This window comes from Paraburkholderia suaedae (assembly GCF_040812055.1).
Taxonomy (GTDB): domain Bacteria; phylum Pseudomonadota; class Gammaproteobacteria; order Burkholderiales; family Burkholderiaceae; genus Paraburkholderia.
On record NZ_JBFOAH010000003.1, the window covers coordinates 16469 to 36074 of the forward strand.

Annotated in this window: 19 protein-coding genes; 7 read left to right on the plus strand and 12 right to left on the minus strand. The window is 62.6% G+C overall.

Annotated elements, in window-relative coordinates; genetic code table 11:
- Positions 1–136: 136 nt before the first annotated feature.
- The gene (locus ABQJ48_RS05550; RefSeq protein ID WP_367836562.1) at positions 137–2419 is read right to left on the minus strand and encodes an NADP-dependent malic enzyme; all 2283 of its coding nucleotides are present in this window, start codon (positions 2417–2419) and stop codon (positions 137–139) included.
- 712 nt (positions 2420–3131) lie between these two features.
- Between ABQJ48_RS05550 and ABQJ48_RS05555 the strand changes: the two genes are divergently transcribed.
- Positions 3132–3818 (plus strand): orotate phosphoribosyltransferase, encoded by a 687-nt coding sequence (locus tag ABQJ48_RS05555; RefSeq protein ID WP_367836563.1) that lies wholly within the window; start codon positions 3132–3134, stop codon positions 3816–3818.
- A gap of 112 nt (positions 3819–3930) precedes the next feature.
- On the opposite strand, the gene ABQJ48_RS05560 is transcribed toward ABQJ48_RS05555, so the two are convergent.
- Complete coding sequence (locus ABQJ48_RS05560; RefSeq protein ID WP_367836564.1) at positions 3931–4620, minus strand: response regulator; 690 nt, start codon at positions 4618–4620, stop codon at positions 3931–3933.
- 267 nt (positions 4621–4887) lie between these two features.
- Here ABQJ48_RS05560 and ABQJ48_RS05565 point away from each other — a divergent pair, with 267 nt between their 5' ends.
- The 3 genes from ABQJ48_RS05565 (at position 4888) to argC (ending at position 7532) form a co-directional block, all read left to right on the plus strand.
- Positions 4888–5490, plus strand: coding sequence for a YbhB/YbcL family Raf kinase inhibitor-like protein (locus tag ABQJ48_RS05565; protein WP_367836565.1), 603 nt, complete (start codon positions 4888–4890; stop codon positions 5488–5490).
- A gap of 183 nt (positions 5491–5673) precedes the next feature.
- Entirely contained in the window at positions 5674–6246 is a 573-nt protein-coding gene (locus ABQJ48_RS05570; RefSeq protein ID WP_367836566.1) for a flavodoxin family protein, read from the plus strand.
- 338 nt (positions 6247–6584) lie between these two features.
- Positions 6585–7532: an N-acetyl-gamma-glutamyl-phosphate reductase gene (argC, locus tag ABQJ48_RS05575; protein ID WP_367836568.1), complete on the plus strand. Its 948-nt coding sequence runs from the start codon at positions 6585–6587 to the stop codon at positions 7530–7532.
- Between the two features lie 401 nt (positions 7533–7933).
- On the opposite strand, the gene ABQJ48_RS05580 is transcribed toward argC, so the two are convergent.
- Positions 7934–8569, minus strand: a complete 636-nt coding sequence (locus ABQJ48_RS05580; protein WP_367836569.1) for a LysE family translocator — start codon at positions 8567–8569, stop codon at positions 7934–7936.
- A 270-nt stretch (positions 8570–8839) separates the two neighbouring features.
- Positions 8840–9709, minus strand: coding sequence for an NAD(P)-dependent oxidoreductase (locus tag ABQJ48_RS05585; RefSeq protein WP_367836571.1), 870 nt, complete (start codon positions 9707–9709; stop codon positions 8840–8842).
- Between the two features lie 94 nt (positions 9710–9803).
- On the opposite strand from ABQJ48_RS05585, the gene ABQJ48_RS05590 reads away from it, so the two are divergent.
- Entirely contained in the window at positions 9804–10559 is a 756-nt protein-coding gene (locus ABQJ48_RS05590; protein WP_367836573.1) for a Mut7-C RNAse domain-containing protein, read from the plus strand.
- A gap of 100 nt (positions 10560–10659) precedes the next feature.
- The gene (locus ABQJ48_RS05595) at positions 10660–10938 is read left to right on the plus strand and encodes a hypothetical protein (RefSeq protein WP_367836575.1); all 279 of its coding nucleotides are present in this window, start codon (positions 10660–10662) and stop codon (positions 10936–10938) included.
- A gap of 168 nt (positions 10939–11106) precedes the next feature.
- Here the strand turns inward: ABQJ48_RS05595 and ABQJ48_RS05600 are convergent, their stop codons facing one another.
- The 5 genes from ABQJ48_RS05600 to ABQJ48_RS05620 all read right to left on the minus strand — a co-directional run bounded on the left by ABQJ48_RS05600 (position 11107) and on the right by ABQJ48_RS05620 (position 14113).
- Positions 11107–11319: a hypothetical protein gene (locus ABQJ48_RS05600; RefSeq protein WP_367836576.1), complete on the minus strand. Its 213-nt coding sequence runs from the start codon at positions 11317–11319 to the stop codon at positions 11107–11109.
- A gap of 430 nt (positions 11320–11749) precedes the next feature.
- Complete coding sequence (locus tag ABQJ48_RS05605) at positions 11750–12013, minus strand: hypothetical protein (RefSeq protein ID WP_367836577.1); 264 nt, start codon at positions 12011–12013, stop codon at positions 11750–11752.
- A complete protein-coding gene (locus tag ABQJ48_RS05610) occupies positions 12010–12216 on the minus strand; it encodes a hypothetical protein (protein WP_367836579.1) in 207 nt (68 codons plus the stop codon). The genes ABQJ48_RS05605 and ABQJ48_RS05610 overlap by 4 nt, the downstream gene beginning before the upstream one ends.
- Positions 12217–12627: 411 nt before the next feature.
- Entirely contained in the window at positions 12628–13317 is a 690-nt protein-coding gene (locus ABQJ48_RS05615; RefSeq protein WP_367836580.1) for a DUF2242 domain-containing protein, read from the minus strand.
- Positions 13318–13477: 160 nt separating this feature from the next.
- Complete coding sequence (locus ABQJ48_RS05620; protein WP_367836581.1) at positions 13478–14113, minus strand: lytic transglycosylase domain-containing protein; 636 nt, start codon at positions 14111–14113, stop codon at positions 13478–13480.
- A 526-nt stretch (positions 14114–14639) separates the two neighbouring features.
- Here ABQJ48_RS05620 and ABQJ48_RS05625 point away from each other — a divergent pair.
- Entirely contained in the window at positions 14640–14900 is a 261-nt protein-coding gene (locus tag ABQJ48_RS05625) for a DUF6723 family protein (protein WP_367837006.1), read from the plus strand.
- Between the two features lie 320 nt (positions 14901–15220).
- On the opposite strand, the gene glmS is transcribed toward ABQJ48_RS05625, so the two are convergent.
- From glmS to ttcA, 3 genes are all read right to left on the minus strand, one after another.
- Positions 15221–17038, minus strand: a complete 1818-nt coding sequence (gene glmS, locus ABQJ48_RS05630; RefSeq protein WP_367836583.1) for a glutamine--fructose-6-phosphate transaminase (isomerizing) — start codon at positions 17036–17038, stop codon at positions 15221–15223.
- A 58-nt stretch (positions 17039–17096) separates the two neighbouring features.
- Positions 17097–18458, minus strand: coding sequence for a bifunctional UDP-N-acetylglucosamine diphosphorylase/glucosamine-1-phosphate N-acetyltransferase GlmU (glmU, locus tag ABQJ48_RS05635; protein ID WP_367836585.1), 1362 nt, complete (start codon positions 18456–18458; stop codon positions 17097–17099).
- Positions 18459–18585: 127 nt separating this feature from the next.
- Positions 18586–19605, minus strand: coding sequence for a tRNA 2-thiocytidine(32) synthetase TtcA (gene ttcA / locus ABQJ48_RS05640; protein ID WP_367836586.1), 1020 nt, complete (start codon positions 19603–19605; stop codon positions 18586–18588).
- Position 19606: the final 1 nt, after the last annotated feature.

Here is a 19606-nt window from a genome sequence, read left to right on the forward strand (position 1 = left end):
AGGCGGCGGTCCTCACGGATCGCCGCTTTTTTTTCAGCTATGAAAAAGCGCCACGGAATCGCTTCCGTGGCGCTCTCTGTTCTCCGGTGGGCTCGACGGGCGCACGCGGCGCCGCGTCAACCTCGAGCCGTCGCCGTTACTTCGCGTTCGCCGGCTTGCGTGCGTTTGCCGAAGCCACCGCCGTCATGTTGATGATCCGGCGCACGGTCGCCGCCGGCGTCAGAATGTGCACCGGCTTTTCCGCGCCGAGCAGGAACGGACCCACCGTCACGCCTTCGCCGCCGACCATCTTCAGCAGGTTGTACGCGATGTTCGCCGCTTCGACGTTCGGCATGATCAACAGGTTCGCTTCGCCGGAGAGCGTGGTGCCCGGGAACGCAGCCTTGCGGACCACTTCCGACAATGCCGCATCACCATGCATTTCACCGTCGATCTCGAGCGTCGGCGCGCGCTCGACTATGAGCTTGCGGGCCGCGGCCATCCGTTGCGACGACGACGACGGCGCGCTACCGAAGTTCGAATTCGACAGCAGCGCTACCTTCGGTGTGATGCCGAACTTCTCGATCTCGCGCGCCGCCAGCATCGTCATGTCGGAGAGCTGTTCGGCAGTCGGCGTTTCGTTCACATAGGTGTCGCAAATGAACAGGTTGCGGCCCGGCAGCATCAGCAGGTTCATCGCGGCAAAATTCCCCACGTTGTCCGCCTTGCCGAGCACCTGCTCGATGAAGTCCAGATGCGTATGGTACTGGCCGATCATCCCGCAGATCATGCCGTCGGCTTCGCCGAGACGCACGAGGATCGCGCCGATCAGCGTGTTGAACTTGCGCATGGCGGCCTTCGCGACGTCCGGCGTGACGCCTTCGCGCGCACCGAGTTCGTGATACGCCTGCCAGCACTTCTGATAGCGCGGATCGTCTTCAGGATCGACGATCTCGACGTCCTCGCCGCACTTGAGTTTCGAGCCCATCTTCTTCAGACGCATCTCGATCACCGACGGACGGCCGACCAGAATCGGCCTGGCGATCTTTTCCAGCAGCACGAATTGCGCGGCGCGCAGCACGCGCTCGTCTTCGCCTTCGGCGAACACGATGCGCGCCGGCTGCGACTTCGCCGCGGCGAACACCGGGCGCATCACCATGCCCGTGCGATACACCGTGGTGCCGAGTTCTTCGCGATACGCGTCCATGTCCTTGATCGGACGGGTCGCCACGCCCGAGTCCATCGCCGCCTGCGCGACGGCCGGCGCGATCTTGATGATCAGGCGCGGATCGAATGGCTTCGGAATCAGATATTCCGGACCGAATTCGAGCGAGTGGCCTTCATAGGCTTTCGCGACTTCGTCGCCCTGATCGGTCTCTTCGGCCAGCTCCGCAATCGCACGCACGCACGCGAGCTTCATCTCTTCGGTAATCGTGGTCGCCCCGACATCCAGCGCGCCGCGGAAGATGAACGGGAAGCACAGCACGTTGTTGACCTGGTTCGGGTAGTCCGAACGGCCGGTCGCGATGATGCAGTCCGGGCGAACCTTGCGTGCTTCTTCCGGGCGGATTTCAGGCTCCGGATTCGCGAGCGCCAGAATCAGCGGCTGTGTGCCCATCCCGGCGACCATTTCCGGCTTGAGCACGCCGGCGCTGGAGCAGCCCAGGAACACGTCGGCGCCGCGAATCGCGTCAGCGAGCGTGCGCGCTTCGGTGTTCGCCGCGTAGCGTTCTTTGGACGGATCCAGATTGCCGCGACCCTCGAAAATCACGCCCTTCGAGTCGACGACGAGAATGTTCTGCTTCGACAGACCCAGGTTCACCAGCAGGTCCAGACACGCGATTGCCGCTGCGCCCGCGCCCGAACACACCAGCTTCACTTGGTCGAGCTGTTTGCCGACCACTTTCAAACCGTTCAGAATCGCCGCCGACGCGATGATCGCAGTGCCGTGCTGATCGTCGTGGAAAACGGGAATCTTCATGCGCTCGCGCAGCTTCTTCTCGATGTAGAAGCACTCGGGCGCCTTGATGTCTTCGAGGTTGATGCCGCCCAGCGTGGGTTCCAACATCGCGATCGCTTCGACCAGCTTGTCCGGATCGGATTCGGAGAGTTCGATGTCGAACACGTCGATGCCGGCAAACTTCTTGAACAGACAACCCTTGCCTTCCATCACCGGCTTCGCCGCGAGCGGGCCGATGTTGCCGAGGCCCAGCACGGCCGTGCCGTTCGTGATCACGCCGACCAGGTTGCCGCGCGAGGTGTACTTCTGCGCGTCGAGCGGTTCGTCGTAGATCGCCATGCAGGCTGCCGCGACACCGGGCGAATACGCTAGCGACAGATCGAGCTGATTCGACAGCGGCTTGGTGGGCGTAACCGAAATCTTGCCGGGTTTCGGATTCTGGTGATATGCGAGAGCGCTTTGCTTGAGTTGTTCGTCCATTTTTTGGCCTGCGAGACATAAGTAATTGAGCCCGGCACACCGCACGGCTGGCGTCGCCTGACCAGGTCGAATGCATCACCGGCCGAGGCGGTTTGCGCATACACCGAGGGGGCGCGGCATTGAATCGCGACGACGAACAGGACGATGCGGAGTGCTTCGCGGGCCGGTTAGTGTACACCCCGGTGCGTCGATGCACTGAGTGGTTAACAGGACGAGCCATCGGCGAAACGCGGGCTGGCGATGCTGCATTGCCGCATCGCGGGGTGGTTGTGGCGGTCGTCAGAGGCGGGTTAGGCGCAAGCTATGTGCCGGCCTTGCGCGCTCATTGCAGCTCTGCGCCAGGGCGTGCGGGGATCAGAGACAGTGTCGCGAAGATGTCGAGCAGATAGGCGTGTAAGGTGCCGCAGTTTGCTCGCAAGCCAGGCAAAACGGCGTGCTCCGATGTCAGCCCGCTCCCGCCACGGGCGCGGTATGAAACCCGCCCTGCGCGAGCCCTACGTCCCGCGTTCGAGCGAGCCGAGTGCGACAGCCTCGTCCGAAGGGTTGGTTTCGGGTAAAATGTTGGCCTACGCGCGCAGCAAAAAGCAGCAAAAAGCGGCCTGCACTCCACTGACCGGCAGCGTATTCCGCCCAACATGGCGCGGCATACCCCGTTTGCTGCGCCACCGGGCTCGGCGCCCGCTTCTCCCCGCTCATACCCAAGGATCCGCCCATGACAGGCTTCGATCGCCAGACGATCTCCGATACGACCGCAAAAATGCTGCTGGAAGTACAGGCAGTGCACTTCAACGCGGAAAAGCCGTACATTTTCACGTCCGGCTGGGCGAGCCCGGTTTATATCGACTGCCGCAAGCTGATTTCGTATCCGCGCGTGCGCCGCGGCCTGATGGAAATGGCCGAGACCACCATCCTGCGCGATGTCGGCTATGAGCAGATCGACGCGGTCGCCGGTGGCGAAACGGCCGGCATTCCGTTCGCCGCATGGCTGTCCGACCGTCTGATGGTGCCGATGCAATATGTGCGCAAGAAGCCGAAGGGTTTCGGTCGTAACGCACAGATCGAAGGCTTGCTGACCGAAGGGCAGCGCGTGCTGCTGGTGGAAGACCTGACCACGGACAGCCGCAGCAAGATCAACTTCATCAACGCGCTTCGCACCGCCGGCGCCAACGTGAACCACTGCTTCGTGCTGTTCCATTACAACATCTTCAAGGAAAGCGTGTCGGTGCTGAAAGACATCAATGTCGATCTGCACGCGCTTGCCACCTGGTGGGACGTGCTGCGCGTCGCGAAGGAAAACAAGTACTTCGACACCAGGACGCTGGAGGAAGTGGAAAAATTCCTGCACGCACCGGCTGAATGGTCGGCGGCGCATGGAGGCGCAACGTCAGCGCCACAATAAGCACACAATCAGCGCAGCCGCTTCTAGCCGATTGAATTGGAAAAGCCGCCGTCGTAACGACAGGCGGCTTTTTTCTGCCCGCGCATTCGGGCAATAAGGGTGCAACAGAAAGTCAGCCCACGTCACGCGGGCCATCGGGCGAACGCGACGACAGGTTCAGCAAACCATTGCTCTGTGCGTACTGGAACAACTCTGAATCACGGTCCATGCCCAGCTTGCGCATCGCCGTATTCTTTTGTGTGCTGATGGTCTTGATGCTGCGGTTGAGCTGCTCCGAGATTTCCTTGATCGTCATGCCGGACACGAACAGTCGCACGACTTCCAGTTCGCGCCTGGACAACATCACTTCGTCGCCCTTGCCCCCCGAGTTCATGCGCAGCGCATCGAGCGACGCCTTCACCGACGGACTCATGTACTCGAGATTGCGGCTCACGTGCTGCACGGCAAGTCCGATATGGCTGAGATCGTCCGACTTATTGACGACTGAAGTCACGCCAAGCTCGCTCAGCCGCTTGAGCAATGCAGCGTTCTCCAGCATCGTGAGCACGACGATGCGAAGGTCGGGAAAATTGCGGCGCAAATAGCCAATCAGTTGCAGCCCGTCGCCGTACTGGCCGCCCGGCATTGCGAGATCCGTGACGAGCACGTCGCAAGAGGCGGTTTGCAGCATCTTGACCAGTTCAGTCGACTGCCGCGCGCGTCCGACGACCTGCACTCCGGGAAACTTGAGCAGCGCGTGTTCGGCGCCGAACAGAATCACCGGATGGTCGTCGGCGACGACGACCCTGAGTGGATCTTGCATCGCTCTCCTCTCGATTGATGAACCACTCTGCACAACTTCTACCATGGCTTCCTATGCTGGATGTTGAAACGAATGGGGCAAACGCGGGCTTGAGTCGCGCGGACTAATCATCCGACTATAGCCGATTTCTTACCCGTAAATCCTCGGCCATCGCAACAATGATGCATCGCACAGCTAATGTTAGACTGGGTCCGACCTTGGGGCTCAATTAAGGACAATAACCATCGCGAGGACCATCGCCTCGCGCCCTGACAGGAGAACCGGCACATGCGTTCGCGTTGCCTGGTCGTTGCGCTTCCTTTGCTGTCGTGCCGTAAGCCGTTGCTCGTCTGCGCGGTGCTCTCTTTTGCGTTATTCACCGCGCATGGTCCATATGCGTTTGCAGAAGGCGCTTTCACGGTGACCAGTGCCAGTTTCCGTGCGGACGGTACCGTGAATAACGCGCAAGTTTTTAATCAGGACGACTGTAAAGGCGGCAACCGCTCGCCGCAGTTGTCGTGGCACGACGCGCCGGCGGGCACGCGCAGCTTCGCCATCACCATGTTCGATCAGGATGCGCCCGGGCGAGGATGGTGGCACTGGGCGGTCGCCGGCATTCCGTCGAACGTCGACAGCTTGCCGGAAAACGCAAGCGCCTCTGGCTTCCTCACGAAACTCGGTGCAGTGCAGGCGCGCAACGACTTCGATACCGATGGCTACGGCGGCCCTTGCCCGCCGCCGGGCAAACCGCATCGGTACGTCATCACCGTGTATGCGCTCGGCACCACCGATCTGCGCCTCGCGCAAGGACGTCCCGCGCTGATGTTCGATCACGAGATCGGCACGGCCGCGCTCGGCAGCGCGAAAATGGTGGTCAATTACGGGCGCTAGTTCGCGCCGTCGAGCCGGTGGATCACAGGCGTCGGCGTGGCGTGCTGCTGGCATTCCATTGCAGTCTGCGGAATCCCTGAAGTGCGGCGCCGCGCTGCGCGCCATGTGAGTCGGTGCGGGCACCGCTGCCCGCGCGCCTGGCGCGCCGGAACTGTCCCGATTCGTGTTCTGCCGGAGAGTGTCATGTCGAAAATCGTCATCGTCTATCACAGCGGCTATGGCCACACGAAGAAAGTCGCCGAAGCGGTCCTCGCCGGTCTCCTCGAAGCCGGCGCCGAGGCGCGGCTGCTGCCGGTCGGCGACATCGACGACGCGGGCTGGTCCGAGCTCGCCGCGGCCGACGCAATCATCTTCGGCGCGCCGACGTACATGGGCGGCCCATCGGCCGACTTCAAGAAATTCGCTGATGCCAGTTCCAAGCCGTGGCTCGACCAAGTGTGGAAAGACAAGATCGCGGCCGGCTTCACCAACTCGGCGACTATGAACGGCGACAAGTTCTCGACGATCCAGTACTTCGTCACACTGGCGATGCAGCACAGCATGATCTGGGCGGGCACCGGCATGATGCCGTCGAATACCAAGGCGGCGATCCGCGACGATCTGAACTATGTCGGCGGCTTTACGGGGTTGCTCACGCAGTCGCCAGCCGATGCGTCACCCGAAGAAGCGCCGCCTGCGGGCGATCTTGAAACGGCGCGGATGTTCGGGGTGCGCGTCGCGGAGGTCACCGCACGGTGGGTTGCCGCGAGGGGTTAGCGCGTTAAGTGCTTCGCGCGGGGCTGCGCGGCTGCGGGGCTGCCGGGCTGCCGATTTGCCGATTTGCCGATTTGCCGATTTGCCGATTTGCCGAGTTGCCGAGTTGCCGAGTTGCCGAGTTGCCGAGTTGCCGAGTTGCGGATGTGCCGGTTTGCGGATCTGCCGGAAAGGAGACCGCGTCAGCTCGCATCGGCTGCGCATCAGGTCGGAGCCGGTGTCCTGTTGAGACCGTATCGTCGTTTTTTCGCGCCGTTTCGCACGCCGTCGACTATTGAGGTCTTAAAATAACGTTCCGGCGCGGCGTTGCGCCCCCGTTTTTGCAAGCGAGTGAGATCGAGATGAGCACGAAAGTTTTTGTCGACGGGCAGGAAGGCACGACCGGCCTGAAGATTTTCGAATACCTGTCGCAGCGCGCCGACGTGGCAATCCTGCGGATCGATGAAGCGAAGCGCAAAGACCTCGAAGAACGCCGCCGTCTCATCAATGCGTCGGACGTCACGTTCCTTTGCCTGCCGGATGTCGCTTCGCGCGAGTCCGCTTCGCTCGTCGACAACGATCGCACCGTGCTGATCGACGCGAGCACTGCGTTCCGCACTGCCGCCGACTGGGCATACGGTCTGCCCGAACTGGCGCGCGCGCAGCGCGAGCGGTTGCGCACGGCCAAACGCATCGCCGTGCCGGGCTGCCACGCGTCGGCGTTCGTGCTCGCCATGCGTCCGCTTGTCCAGGCTGGCGTGGTGACGCCCGACTTCGCCGCCCACGCTTATTCGATCACCGGCTACAGCGGCGGCGGCAAGAAAATGATCGGCGACTACGAAGCCGGCGGCAACGACAGGCTCAAGAGCCCGCGCCCTTATGCGCTCGGCCTCGCGCACAAACATCTGCCGGAAATGGCCGCGCATACGGGTCTGGTTTCGGCACCGGTGTTCACGCCCATCGTCGGCGATTTCTATAAGGGGCTCGCGGTCACCACCTTCTTCTCGCCCAAACAGCTGGCGAAGAAGGCGACGCCGCAAGACGTGCAGGCGCTCTTCGCCGAGTACTACGCGGGTGAAGCGTTCGTGCGCGTGGCGCCGTTCGACACCGACGCCAATCTCGACAGCGGTTTCTTCGACGTGCAGGCGAACAACGACACCAACCGCGTCGACCTCTTCGTGTTCGGCAACGAAGAGCGCTTCGTGACAGTCGCGCGCCTGGACAACCTGGGCAAGGGCGCATCGGGTGCGGCAATTCAGTGCATGAATCTCGCGGTCGGCGCCGCAGAAGACGTGGGCTTGAAACGCTAAATAAAACAGCGACGGAATTCGTCGTGAAAGCTGCGCAAAGCCGGTCGTTAGCGACCGGCTTTTTTGTCGGGCGCAGGTTTTAATTGCGCGCTGACTCGCACAAGGTTGGCGTGGCTGACGCGCCAGCAGGAGCGAGCCGGCGAGGGGACGCGGGGACCGCTGTTTTCTTTTCGCGAGCCGCGCCAAAAAACGTCTTATGCCGCGAAACGCAGGCAAAAAAAAGCCCGCCTATGTGGGCGGGCTGAATCCATATCAGAGGAGACATGGAGGAGACAGGGACTACTATAGCAAATAGTTTGGTGCGACGCAACATGCGAATTAGGGTTGACCCTGAGCGTTGCTTAGCCGCAACAGTGAGCCTGACATCCTTGGCAACCCGGTCCTTCCTATAGCTTTCTTCGTCAGTGGTGCGCCAAGGCCATCATCGCGCCGAACCCGACGAATACACCGCCCGTCAGACGATTGAACGCGCGCGCCACGCTACGGCTCTTCAGACGGGCGCCGATGCGCGCGCCGAAGCCCGCGTACACCAGATACCAGCTGACCTCGATCGCCGCGAAAGTCGCTACCAGTACGCCGAACTGCGGCAATTTCGGTTGCGCCGGATTGATGAATTGCGGCAACAACGCAGCAGCGAACAGGATCGCCTTGGGATTGCTGCCGGCCACCAGAAAGCCGTTGCGAAACAGCGCAAAGCGGGAACGCGCGGGCTTCGCGACGAGATCGTCGACTGTGCCGGCGGTGACTTCGTCAGCCGGCGCGCGCCACGCCTTGATGCCGAGGTACACGAGGTAAGCGGCGCCGATCATGCGCAGCCCGTTGAACATGGCCGGCCACGCGGCGAGGAACACACCCAGGCCCGCCACCGATACGGCCAACATCAGCACCAACGCCGACAGGCAGCCTGCCATCGTCGCGCTGGAGCGGCGCAAGCCGTGCTGCGCCCCATGAGTCATCACGAGCAGCATGTTCGGACCCGGAATCGCGGACACGACGAAAACAGTGGCGACGAATAGCCACCAAGTATGCAGAGTCATTGAGATCGAAAAGGGTCGCGATGGGTCGCTATTATGCCGGGCCTTGTCGATTCGCGCCGGGTACCGTTGCCGAATGCAATGGTCGCGACGCTTTAGGCCGAGGGCGAGCCGTAAGCCGTAAGCCGTAAGCCGTAAGCCGTAAGCCGTAAGCCGTAAGCCGTAAGCCGTAAGCCGTAAGCCGTAAGCCGTAAGCCGTAAGCCGTAAGCCGTAAGCCATTGTCAACGGCCGCCTTCCAGCCCGTCAATGTCAGCCGAACCGGCCCGCGCCCTTTACCTTCCGGCCCGCCGCGCAGCCACCTGCCCCAGCACCGCGAAATCCTTCTCGCCGTCGCCATGCGCCATCGCTTCGATCAAACTATCACGCACCACGCTGGCAATCGGCATGGGGGTCGTCACCGCGTCGGCTGCGGCCAGCGCGAGGCGCAGGTCCTTCAGTCCGAGACGCGCCTTGAACAGCGCCGGCTCGAAGCGCTGTTCCGCAATCATCTTGCCGTAGCCCGAATAGACCGGTCCCGTGAACAGCCCGCTCGTGATGACGTCGAGAAAATCCTGCATGGCGAGGCCATGCCCCGTAACCAGGGAAGCGGCTTCGCCGAGGGTCTCCACGGCGGCGCCCAACATGAAATTCGCGGCGAGCTTCATCACATTGGCCTGCTGCGGCAGCGAGCCGATGCGCCATGTCTTTTGTCCGATCGCGTCGAAAATCGGCTGAACCCGGTCGATCGACTCGGCCGGGCCGCCCGCCACGATCGTCAGCTTGCCTGCGGCCGCCACATCGGGGCGCCCCAACACCGGCGCGGCGACGTAGTGGATGCCGTGCGACGCATGCGCCGTCGCCAGTTCCTCGGCCAGCGCCACGGAGATGGTCGCCATATTCACGTGGATCAACCCGCGCGGAGCCTGTTCCACCAGCGACGCGGTAATAACCTCGCGCATCGCGCTATCGTCGGCCAGCATCGAGAACACCGCGTCGCCCGCAAACGCTTCGGCCGGCGTGCTGGCGACCCGCGCGCCGAGTGCGGCCAGCGGCTGCGCCCGTTCCGGCGAGCGGTTCCACACACGCACCTGATGCCCGGCTTTCAAAATGTTTGCAACCATCGCGGCGCCCATCTCGCCGAGACCGATAAAACCGATGTCCATCTGTCGCTCCGTCCTTTAAAGAACTCGCAGTAAAGCACACCCATGCGACATCTGCACCACAGCGCGCGACAAAGCACAGTGCGATACTGCTGCGATGGTCACCGCGACATTCCGGTTCTATGAGGAACTGAACGATTTTCTCGCCCGGCCGCTGCGCCGGCGGGCGTTCAGTTGCGCATGCCCGGCCGACGCCACAGCGAAGCACATGATCGAGGCGCTCGGCGTGCCGCATACCGAGGTCGAGCTGATTCTGGTGAACGGCGAGTCGGTCGGCTTTACTCACGCGTTGGCGGACGGCGATCGCGTCGCCGTCTATCCGAAGTTCGAAGCGCTCGACATCCGGCCGCTGCTGCGCGTGCGTGAGCGGCCCTTGCGTGTGGTGCGTTTCATCGCCGATGCGCACCTTGGCGGACTCGCACCGCTGCTACGGTTAGCCGGCTTCGATACCCTCTACGACAACCACTTTCCCGACGCCGATATCGAAGCGCTCGCCGTCGCGCAGCAGCGCATCGTGCTGACCCGCGATCGCGAACTGTTGAAACGCCGCAGCATCACGCACGGCTGCTATGTGCGCACGCTGCGCCCGCGCGAGCAATTGCGCGAAGTGTTCGAACGGCTGGATCTGGCCGGCAGCGCGCAGCCATTCCGTCTATGCCTGATGTGCAATGCGCCGCTGCGGCGCATCGACAAGCAGGAAGTCGGCGCCCGAGCGCCGGATGGCGTGCTCGAACGCCATAACCAGTTCGTCACCTGCGACGTGTGCCGGCGCGTGTTCTGGGAAGGCACGCATTGGCAGCGCATGCGCGCGCTGATGGACAGCGTGGCAGCCGCACCGGAGCGCTCGGGCTGAGCGTCGCTTGCCGCGCGGATTGCGGCCCGGATTGCCGCCGGTATGCCCGCTAGTTCGACGCGTACAATGCGGGATTACCTATCTGGCAGAGGCCTTCCGTATGTCGATGAAAAAAACCGACCTTGAAAAGAACAAGGCGCTGAAGCTGAATAACGCAATGAAGCATGCCACCGCGGAGCGCTTCGGCAAGGCCGCGGCCGCCGAGCCGAAGCTCGATCGCCGCGAACAGCGCAAGCTCGATCAGGCGCAGGGCCTGGTCGCGTTCGCATGCAAGCTGAACGCCGAACTGGTCGAACAATTGAAGGTGCGCGCCGCCTCGCATCCGGAAGGCATGACTGGACTGCTGAACGAAGTGATCAAGCGTGGCCTCGCCGGCTGATCCCGCAAGCCGCGGAAAACGCAGTTGCAAGCAAAAAGGCCAGAGCTGATGCTCTGGCCTTTTTGCTTGCAACCCTGCTTCCGCTGCCGGGCGCATTCGCAGTCTCGCGGCGAATGGCCGCCAACGGTGGCACGTCGGAACGGCTCACCCGATGAATCGGGCATCAGCTTAGTTCTTCTCGCCCTTGTCGTTCGTGCCAGCGGCCGAAGCTGCTGCCGAAACCGGAGCGCGCTTGCCGTGCGTCTTCAACTGCTTGATGTGATGCTTCTTCGGCGCGCTAGCAGCTGCGGCCGGCGCTGCAGCGTCCGATGCCTGAGCGAAAGCTTGAACGGAGACCAGCGCGATCGATGCGGCTGCGAGCGAGACAATAACTTTTTTCATGTGTTGTTCCCCAAACCTGGACGACTGAGTCAATGTGAATGAATAAGCTGCACGGTAAAGCAGGTGCGGCTTCACGCGCCGTCCCGCTCCCCGCGGGAGAGTATTACCCAGCGTAGGCGGTTTGTCATGCGTAAAACTCGATATGTATTTTCCGGGAGACAAACCGCTTTCGACGGGCTTTCAATCGTCGAGCGCCCACACCAGGTCATTCCCTGGGTCCGCATCAGACGAGATTGCGCAGCAGGCAGACGGTTTTCTGCAGGGTCGGCAGCACGCGCTGCAACGCGGACGCGCGTTGCTCCTTGGTGGGTTTGATCGTATGTCAGCTGACGAGGGGCGGGCGACGCAGACACGACCACGTCCTGACGACGTAGCGCACCGTTCCGCCGCAGGGACCGTGGTCGTCCGTGCGTGGCGTTACCGGTGCCCGCTATGCCGCACGGGGGTAGGCAAAGAAACTCGACGTTGCAGGGCTGTCGGCGGTTGGCGGAAACACGCACCAGCAACCGTCGTCGTGACGAAAGAAGAACAAACCGCGTGAGCCTGTAGCGATCGACGAAGTCTCGACGCGCACATACCGCCGGCCTCCGTGACGCGTGCGACTGAACTCAGTGACGTGCAGCGCATCGGACGGCGCCGGCGCGAGCCACTTCTCGACCAGAAAGCGTAGCGACTGCTCGCTCGCGACTCTCATGATTCGCTCCGCACCGGCTTGTCCTGTTGCGTGTCGCGCGCGGACTCGGCGTCGGTGTCGGGGTCGGCGGCTTCCGCTTCACCTTCAGCGCTCGCGAGCGCTATCGCCCGATTGGTAGCCGCCGCCCGCAACGTGCTGCAATGGGTAGCGTGCCGGATGTCCGAGAGAAGCCGGACGAGCTGTCGTGCTGATCTGCGTTTCATACATCCCCCGCACTGCACCAATAACCTCAGAAAACACTTTAACTCTATGCCTCTATGGGGCATTGCTGACACGACTTTGGCCAAAAAGCAACAGTTGCGCTTGCAAAAAGAGAGACGCAAACATCGTACCGTCCGTCCAAATGTGCGCGCCCGGCGGCGAGCGGTCTGTGCGCTGGCGAGCGCTTCGCGCATCGGGAAGTGGCCGCATCGCCGTGTACGGTTCCAGTTGCCGCACCGCTAATCCACCCCATCTTTGAATGCGCCGGGACAGCACAAATCACAGCCCTGCGCGGGATTCCCACAAGGCCGTGCGGCGGCTAGGCCGGTCCAAAGTAACCCCGGTTTGTACTTTTCCTTCGAACTCGCTCGGGCGGTTGTAGATTTTGCAAGACGTCGATGCGGCGGCAGAGATCACCGGGCCGGACCGGCTCCGCTCGCCGGCTGAACTGCGGCGGCCGCTTGATCGACTGCACCCGGCAGATCAGGAACGAGTGTCGGCGTAGTCACTTCCACCGGCCCCGGCAACAGCCGCGTTTCGATGCGATTGCTGGCGACCGGCTGCGTACGTACCACGGTTTGCAGGTAGTGATCAACCAGAGCAAAGAAACGGTCGTAGAACTTGCCCGACGGAATCGTCTCGCTCGAAATCTTGACCATCGCATCGCTGTTGGAGCGGATCGGCAGCGAGAGCGACCCCAGCACGCTGAGTCCGACGCTTGCCGAGGTATCGCTCTTCTTCAGCGCGAAGCCGTTCTGCACGGCGTTGACGTACACCATGCTGGTGTCGCTTGCCTCCTCGCCAGGGGTGCATACGACATGAAACTCCACCACGACGTGGGTATCGCCGGTCGGCTGAAAATTCTTCGTTCCGTCGACGGTGTCGGGGCGCAGCATGGTCGTCAGGTAGCCTTGGCTTAGTAACGCTCGGCGCGCAGCTTCGCAGCTATCGGTGGTGCTCGAGTTGAAGTTGCGGGCGTAAGGACTTGCGCCGGTTTCGAACAATTCCTGCTGGAATTTCGGCTGCGGCGTGCTGCTGCAGGCGGCGAGAGTCAGTAGCCCGAACAGGGCTGCGGTTGTAGTTCTGGAAAGCGTGTTCAACATGGTGGATCGCAAGGGGCGCTGCACGAGCGCGAAAGGAAATGCATTGTAGAGCGGGCCACCAGGCGTGCGTAAAAAGCATGCAGCGAACCCCCATGCGATATCACTGGAAATTACCGCGGCAGACATCGCCTGCGATAAAAGAGACGGATGCGTGCCGCGCTCAGTGCGCCGCCGCCGTCGAACCTGCCGACGCAGCGCCGCTCGCCGCAGCACCGTTGCCCGCGGGCACGCTAAGGGCGTTGGCCCAATCGGCGGGCGCGACGCAAGCGTCGCCTTCACAGGAAGCGTTGTGCGCATCCGGATGCGCGCCGGCGTCGCGTGGCGTCACTACTGGAGCGAAGTCTTCGACGCGCAAGCTCACCTTTTTGGCGTAAGCCTGGGAACCCCCATAACTCTTGAGCGCGGCGTTGAGGTCGCCGTTGGCAGAGCGCATGTAGCCGTACAGGATGGCGGAACCGGCTTCGATGTTGGCGGTCGGCTCGGTGAGGTCTTTGACGTTACGCAGCAGCCCGCGATGGGCTTGCGGCACTACCTGCATCAGCCCGGTGGCGCCGTTGGCGCCCTTGGCTTTTTCCTTGAAGCGGGATTCGATCGAGATGATGGCGAGCAGAAGCGCCGGCGGAAGGGAGTATCTGGAAGCGGCGGACTGGACCGCGTCGGATATCTTTTGAGCTTTTTCCTTTGCCACACCGAACTTGTGCGTGAGATACGCGGACATGCGGTCGGTGTTTTCGTCGGCGCTCGCAGTTTGCATCAGGCCGAGCGAAAGCACGATCAGGCAAAGTAATCGGCTCATAACGGACGGTGGAAAATAGGGAAGGTTCGCGCATTATAGCGCCGGCTCTGGACTACGCTGCCGCGGGCGGGAATTTGTGCTTTGAAATCAAGGAGACAGCGAATCCCGCGCAGCTTGCCTCTATCGCTTCGCGTTCAGGCGCAGACGCCGGTGAGCACGGTAACGAAGGCCGGTCATGCCTTGCGGACGACACCGCGCGAGTTCGTCTACCGCCCGAGGTAGCGCCGGGACGCCGGTTAAACTATCGCCTTGACTCGCTTTTCGCCGTCCGTGATTGAAGAGATCCATCGCACGAGGAGGACGAACGTCGGGTCTGCAATCATCGCGCTCCGGGCGGCAATCAGGCCCTTTTGTCGAAAGGCCAAGACGACCTGCTGGTAGTCGGCGACGTTGGAACCGTCACGAGCTGCTGAAAAGCGTCAAACATCGGCATGCGGCGCTTCGCTTCGACCAATTGGCCGTTCTGAGCCAACTTCGAGCGCGTCACACGCAGGTGTAACCCATTGAACAAGAGATGTTTCAACGTATGAGCAAGACGGCTTTTATTCCCAGCGTACCGGGCACGTCGGACGACGATTTTCAGGTATCGGCGACTTCGAAGCTGGCTGGCTACCGGCGGTTTTTCGGCGTCCTGAAAGTCGTGCGAACCACCGATGGCCGCGTGCTGTTTCCATTCGAGGGCGCACCGGAACTCGGTCCTTACGCGACCAAGCTCGAAGCGATCGCGGCGGCCCAAGTGTACGGTGAGTACATCGTCAGCAGCGATCTGGCGCGTCCAGAGTTGTAGATCCGCAACTGCGCGTAGCTGTTGGTCGATTGCGCCGCGCGATCGTTTCGCGTGAACCGCGGCATCGGCTAGTGCTGCGCGCGGCCAGCGACATTCCGCTCGATGAGTTGCATGTCGGCGAGAGCGTACGCGCCGAGGTCGCTTCGGCGGCGGCGGAGAGTCGGTGAGCGATTGAGCCCCCCAAAAAGACAGAGCCCGGTTTGTTGGACCGGGCTCTATTTGTTCCAGCGGTGAAGCGCTCGGGACGCGATGTCGGCGCGAACAGCGCTAGAGATAGCGAGGGCAAGCTATTCAGGCGAGCCACGCATCGCGGCCACGCTTCACTCCACCGTCACGGATTTGGCAAGATTGCGCGGCTTATCCACGTCCGTACCTCGCGCACACGCCGTGTGGTACGCGAGCAATTGCAGCGGCACCACGTGCAGAATCGGCGAGAGCAAGCCGTAGTGCTCCGGCATCCGTATCACGTGCAGCCCCTCGTCGTTGACGATCTTCGTATCCGCATCGGCGAATACATAAAGCTGACCGCCGCGCGCACGCACTTCCTGGATATTCGACTTCAGCTTTTCGAGCAACGCGTCATTCGGCGCGACCGTCACCACCGGCATCGCTTCCGTCACGAGCGCGAGCGGCCCGTGCTTCAGTTCGCCGGCCGGATACGCCTCGGCATGAATATACGAAATCTCCTTGAGCTTCAGCGCGCCCTCGAGCGCGATCGGATAATGCATGCCGCGCCCGAGGAACAGCGCATGTTCCTTGCGGGAAAACTCTTCCGACCACGCGATGATCTGCGGCTCCAGCGCCAACACGCTATTGAGTGCAGCCGGCAAATGGCGCAGCTGCTTCAAATAGCCGGATTCCTGCTCGCCCGTCAGATGTCCGCGCAGCTTGGCGAGCGTAGTCGCCAGCACGAACAGCGCAACCAGTTGCGTGGTGAACGCCTTGGTCGACGCCACGCCGATCTCGCGGCCCGCATGCGTGAGGAACGACAATTCCGTTTGACGCACCATCGCGCTCGTGCCGACGTTGCACACCGCCAGCGTGTGCTTGTGACCGAGCGATTGGGCATGCTTGAGCGCTGCGAGCGTGTCCGCCGTCTCGCCAGACTGCGAGATCACGACCACCAGCGACCTCGGATTCGGCACCGACTCCCGGTAGCGATACTCGCTGGCAATCTCCACCTGGGTCGGGATCTTCGCGATCGACTCCAGCCAGTACTTCGCAGTCAGACCCGAGTAATAGCTCGTGCCGCACGCGAGAATCAGCAGGCTGTCGATCTGTGCGAACACGTCGGCCGCGCCCTCGCCGAAAATCGACGTGTCGAACGAATCCGCTTGCGGGATCGTGTCGGTGATCGCGCGCGGCTGCTCGAAGATTTCCTTCTGCATGAAGTGACGGTACGGGCCGAGTTCGACCGCGCCGCCGTACGCAGCCACCTGACGCACGTCCCGTTGCGCCTCGTTGCCGTCGCGATCGGCGATCCGCACGCCGTCGAGCGACAGTTCGCACACGTCGCCTTCCTCGAGAAAGATGAAGCGCTCGGTACTACCCGCGAGCGCGAGCGCGTCCGACGCGAGGAAGTTCTCGCCGTTGCCGAGCCCGACCACGAGAGGCGAGCCCTGGCGGGCACCGACCACCGTGTTCGGCTGATCCTTGTGCAACACCGCGATCGCATACGCGCCGTGCAGTTGCGCGACGGTTTCACGCACGGCAGCGAACAGGTCGCCGCGATACACACTGTGGATCAGGTGGGCGATAACCTCGGTGTCGGTTTGCGAAACGAACCGGTAGCCCTTGCCCCGCAGCAATTCGCGCAGCGACTCGTAGTTCTCGATGATCCCGTTGTGTACCAACGCGACCGCATCTTTCGAGAAGATCGGATGCGCGTTGTCCGTCACCGGCGCGCCGTGCGTCGCCCAGCGCGTATGCGCGATACCCGTGCCGCCTTCGAGATGCCCCTCGTGCACCTGCGCGTCGAGATCGGCGACGCGCGCCACGCTGCGCGCGCGGTTGGGCCCGTTTTCGCCCAGCACTGCGACACCGCATGAATCGTAGCCACGGTACTCCAGACGCCGCAGTCCTTCGATAAGGATGGAAACAATATTACGTTGCGCGACCGCGCCGACAATGCCACACATGGCTCATTCCTTTTCAGTGCTAGATTTCAAGGAGCGCGCTGCGCGCGCGTCGTGTCCATCAGCCTTTTTTCTTGCTCGGGCGTACATAGCCCGTTCTGCTGGTTTGCGTCTTGTCATTCAGCACTAGTGAGTCGGCTTCGACGTCCTTCCATACCGTGGTGCCCGCCGCGATCGTCGCGCCGCGCTTCACCCGGACCGGCGCAACCAGTTGCGTGTCCGAGCCGACGAACACGTCGTCCTCGATGATCGTGCGGAATTTGTTCGCGCCGTCGTAGTTGCAGGTAATCGTGCCGGCGCCGATATTCACGCGGGCGCCGATCTCCGCATCGCCGAGGTACGTGAGGTGGTTAGCCTTCGAGCCGTGGCCCAGCACCGCGTTCTTCACCTCGACGAAGTTGCCCACATGCGACTCGTCCTGCAACGACGCGCCGGGCCGCAGCCGCGCATACGGCCCGAGCACGACGTTCGCGCCGACCTCGGCGCCTTCGATATGCGTGAACGCCTCGACGCGCGTGCCCGCGCCGAGGCTTGCATTGCGGATCACGCAGTTCGGGCCGATCGTGACGTTGTCGGCGAGCGTCACGCGGCCCTCGAACACGCAGTTCACGTCGATCGACACGTCGCGGCCACACTCGAGCGTGCCGCGCACGTCGATGCGCGCCGGATCGGCCAGCGTCACGCCGGCGACCAGCAATGTGTCGGCCACGTTGCCCTGATGGATTCGTTCGAGTTCGGCGAGTTGCTGCTTGCTGTTCACGCCGAGCGTTTCCCACTCGTCGTCCGGCTGCGTGGTGACGACTTCGAGCCCGGCCTCGATCGCCATCTCCACCGCATCGGTCAGATAGAACTCACCTTGCGCGTTGTCGTTTTTCAATGCCGCGAGCCAGCCCGCGAGGCGCTCGGTCGGCGCGACGATGATGCCGGTGTTGATCTCACCAATCAGCAACTGGTCGGCGTTTGCGTCTTTCTGTTCGACGATGCGCTGCACCTTGCCCTGCGCATCGCGCACGATGCGGCCGTAACCGGTCGGATCGGCCAACGTGACCGTGAGCACGCCATAGCCGCCCTTCCCCGCGCGTTCGGTCAACCGGTGCAGCGTGCTTGCGCGCGTGAGCGGCACATCGCCGTACAGCACCAGCGTGGGCACGGATGGATCGAGCAGCGGCAGCGCCTGCTGCACCGCGTGGCCCGTGCCGAGCTGTTGCTCCTGCACGGCGAACTGGACGTCCGGCGCCGACATTGCTTCGCGCACCGCTTCGGCGCCATGACCGATTACGACGACCAGACGCGCAGGCCCGAGCGCGCGAGCCGTGTCGATGACATGAGCAAGTAGCGGCCGGCCGGCCAGAGGATGGAGCACCTTGGGAAGCGCGGACCGCATACGCTTGCCGGTGCCTGCCGCCAAAATCACGATGTTCATGGCGTCGGCGAATTAGTCAGTTTGTGGCCGACGATTCTATCACGCACCCCCTGGCGACAAAGGCGCGCTGGCGCTCACTTCGCGCCAGTCCGGTCGCGCGCAAACGCCCGTTTTGCGGGCCTTTTCGTCACAGGTCGTCGAACTGGACGATCGAGATCGGCTTCGCCGCGCCGAGCGTTGCGGCGTCATCGTTGCCAGTCGAACACGGCTCCTCGTCGAACGCGATATCGCCTTGCGGATCGGCCTGGCCGGTCGCGCGCAGGTCCGCGAACGGAAACAGCTTGTGGTCCATCAGATGCGACGGCACGATGTTCGACAGCGCGTTGAACATGTTCTCGATGCGGCCCGGAAAACGCTTCTCCCAGTCACGGATCAGCGCCTTCATTTCGGCGCGCTTGAGGTTCGGTTGGCTACCGCACAGATTGCACGGGATGATCGGGAATTCGCGCAACTCCGCGTACTTTTCCAGATCGGTTTCCTTCACGTAGGCAAGCGGGCGGATCACGATGTTCTTGCCGTCGTCCGATTGCAGCTTGGGCGGCATGCCCTTCAACTTGCCGCCGTAGAACATGTTCAGCAGCAGCGTTTGAAGAATGTCGTCGCGATGATGGCCCAGCGCGATCTTCGTCGCGCCGAGTTCGCCCGCGACGCGGTACAGGATGCCGCGCCGCAGCCGCGAGCACAGCGAGCAGGTGGTCTTGCCTTCCGGCACGAGCCGCTTGACGATGCTGTAGGTGTCCTGATTCTCGATGTGAAACGGAATAGCGAGTTGCTTCAGATACTCGGGCAGCACATGCTCGGGAAAGCCCGGCTGCTTCTGGTCGAGGTTCACCGCGACGATGTCGAAGTTGATCGGCGCGCGCTCGCGCAACCGCATCAGGATGTCGAGCATCGCGTAGCTGTCCTTGCCGCCCGACAGGCAAACCATCACCTTGTCGCCTTCCTCGATCATGTTGAAGTCGCCAATCGCCTCGCCGACCTGGCGCGCGAGGCGCTTGAACAGCTTGTTGTTCTCGTACGCTTCCTTCTGTTCGCGGCGCGTGAGCGGCGACTTGGCCTGCGCGGCGGGCGCGGCGGCCAGCCTGGCGTCGATGGCGCCGGCACTCTGCACGGCCACGCGGTCATTCAGGATTTCCGGCGCGCTCATG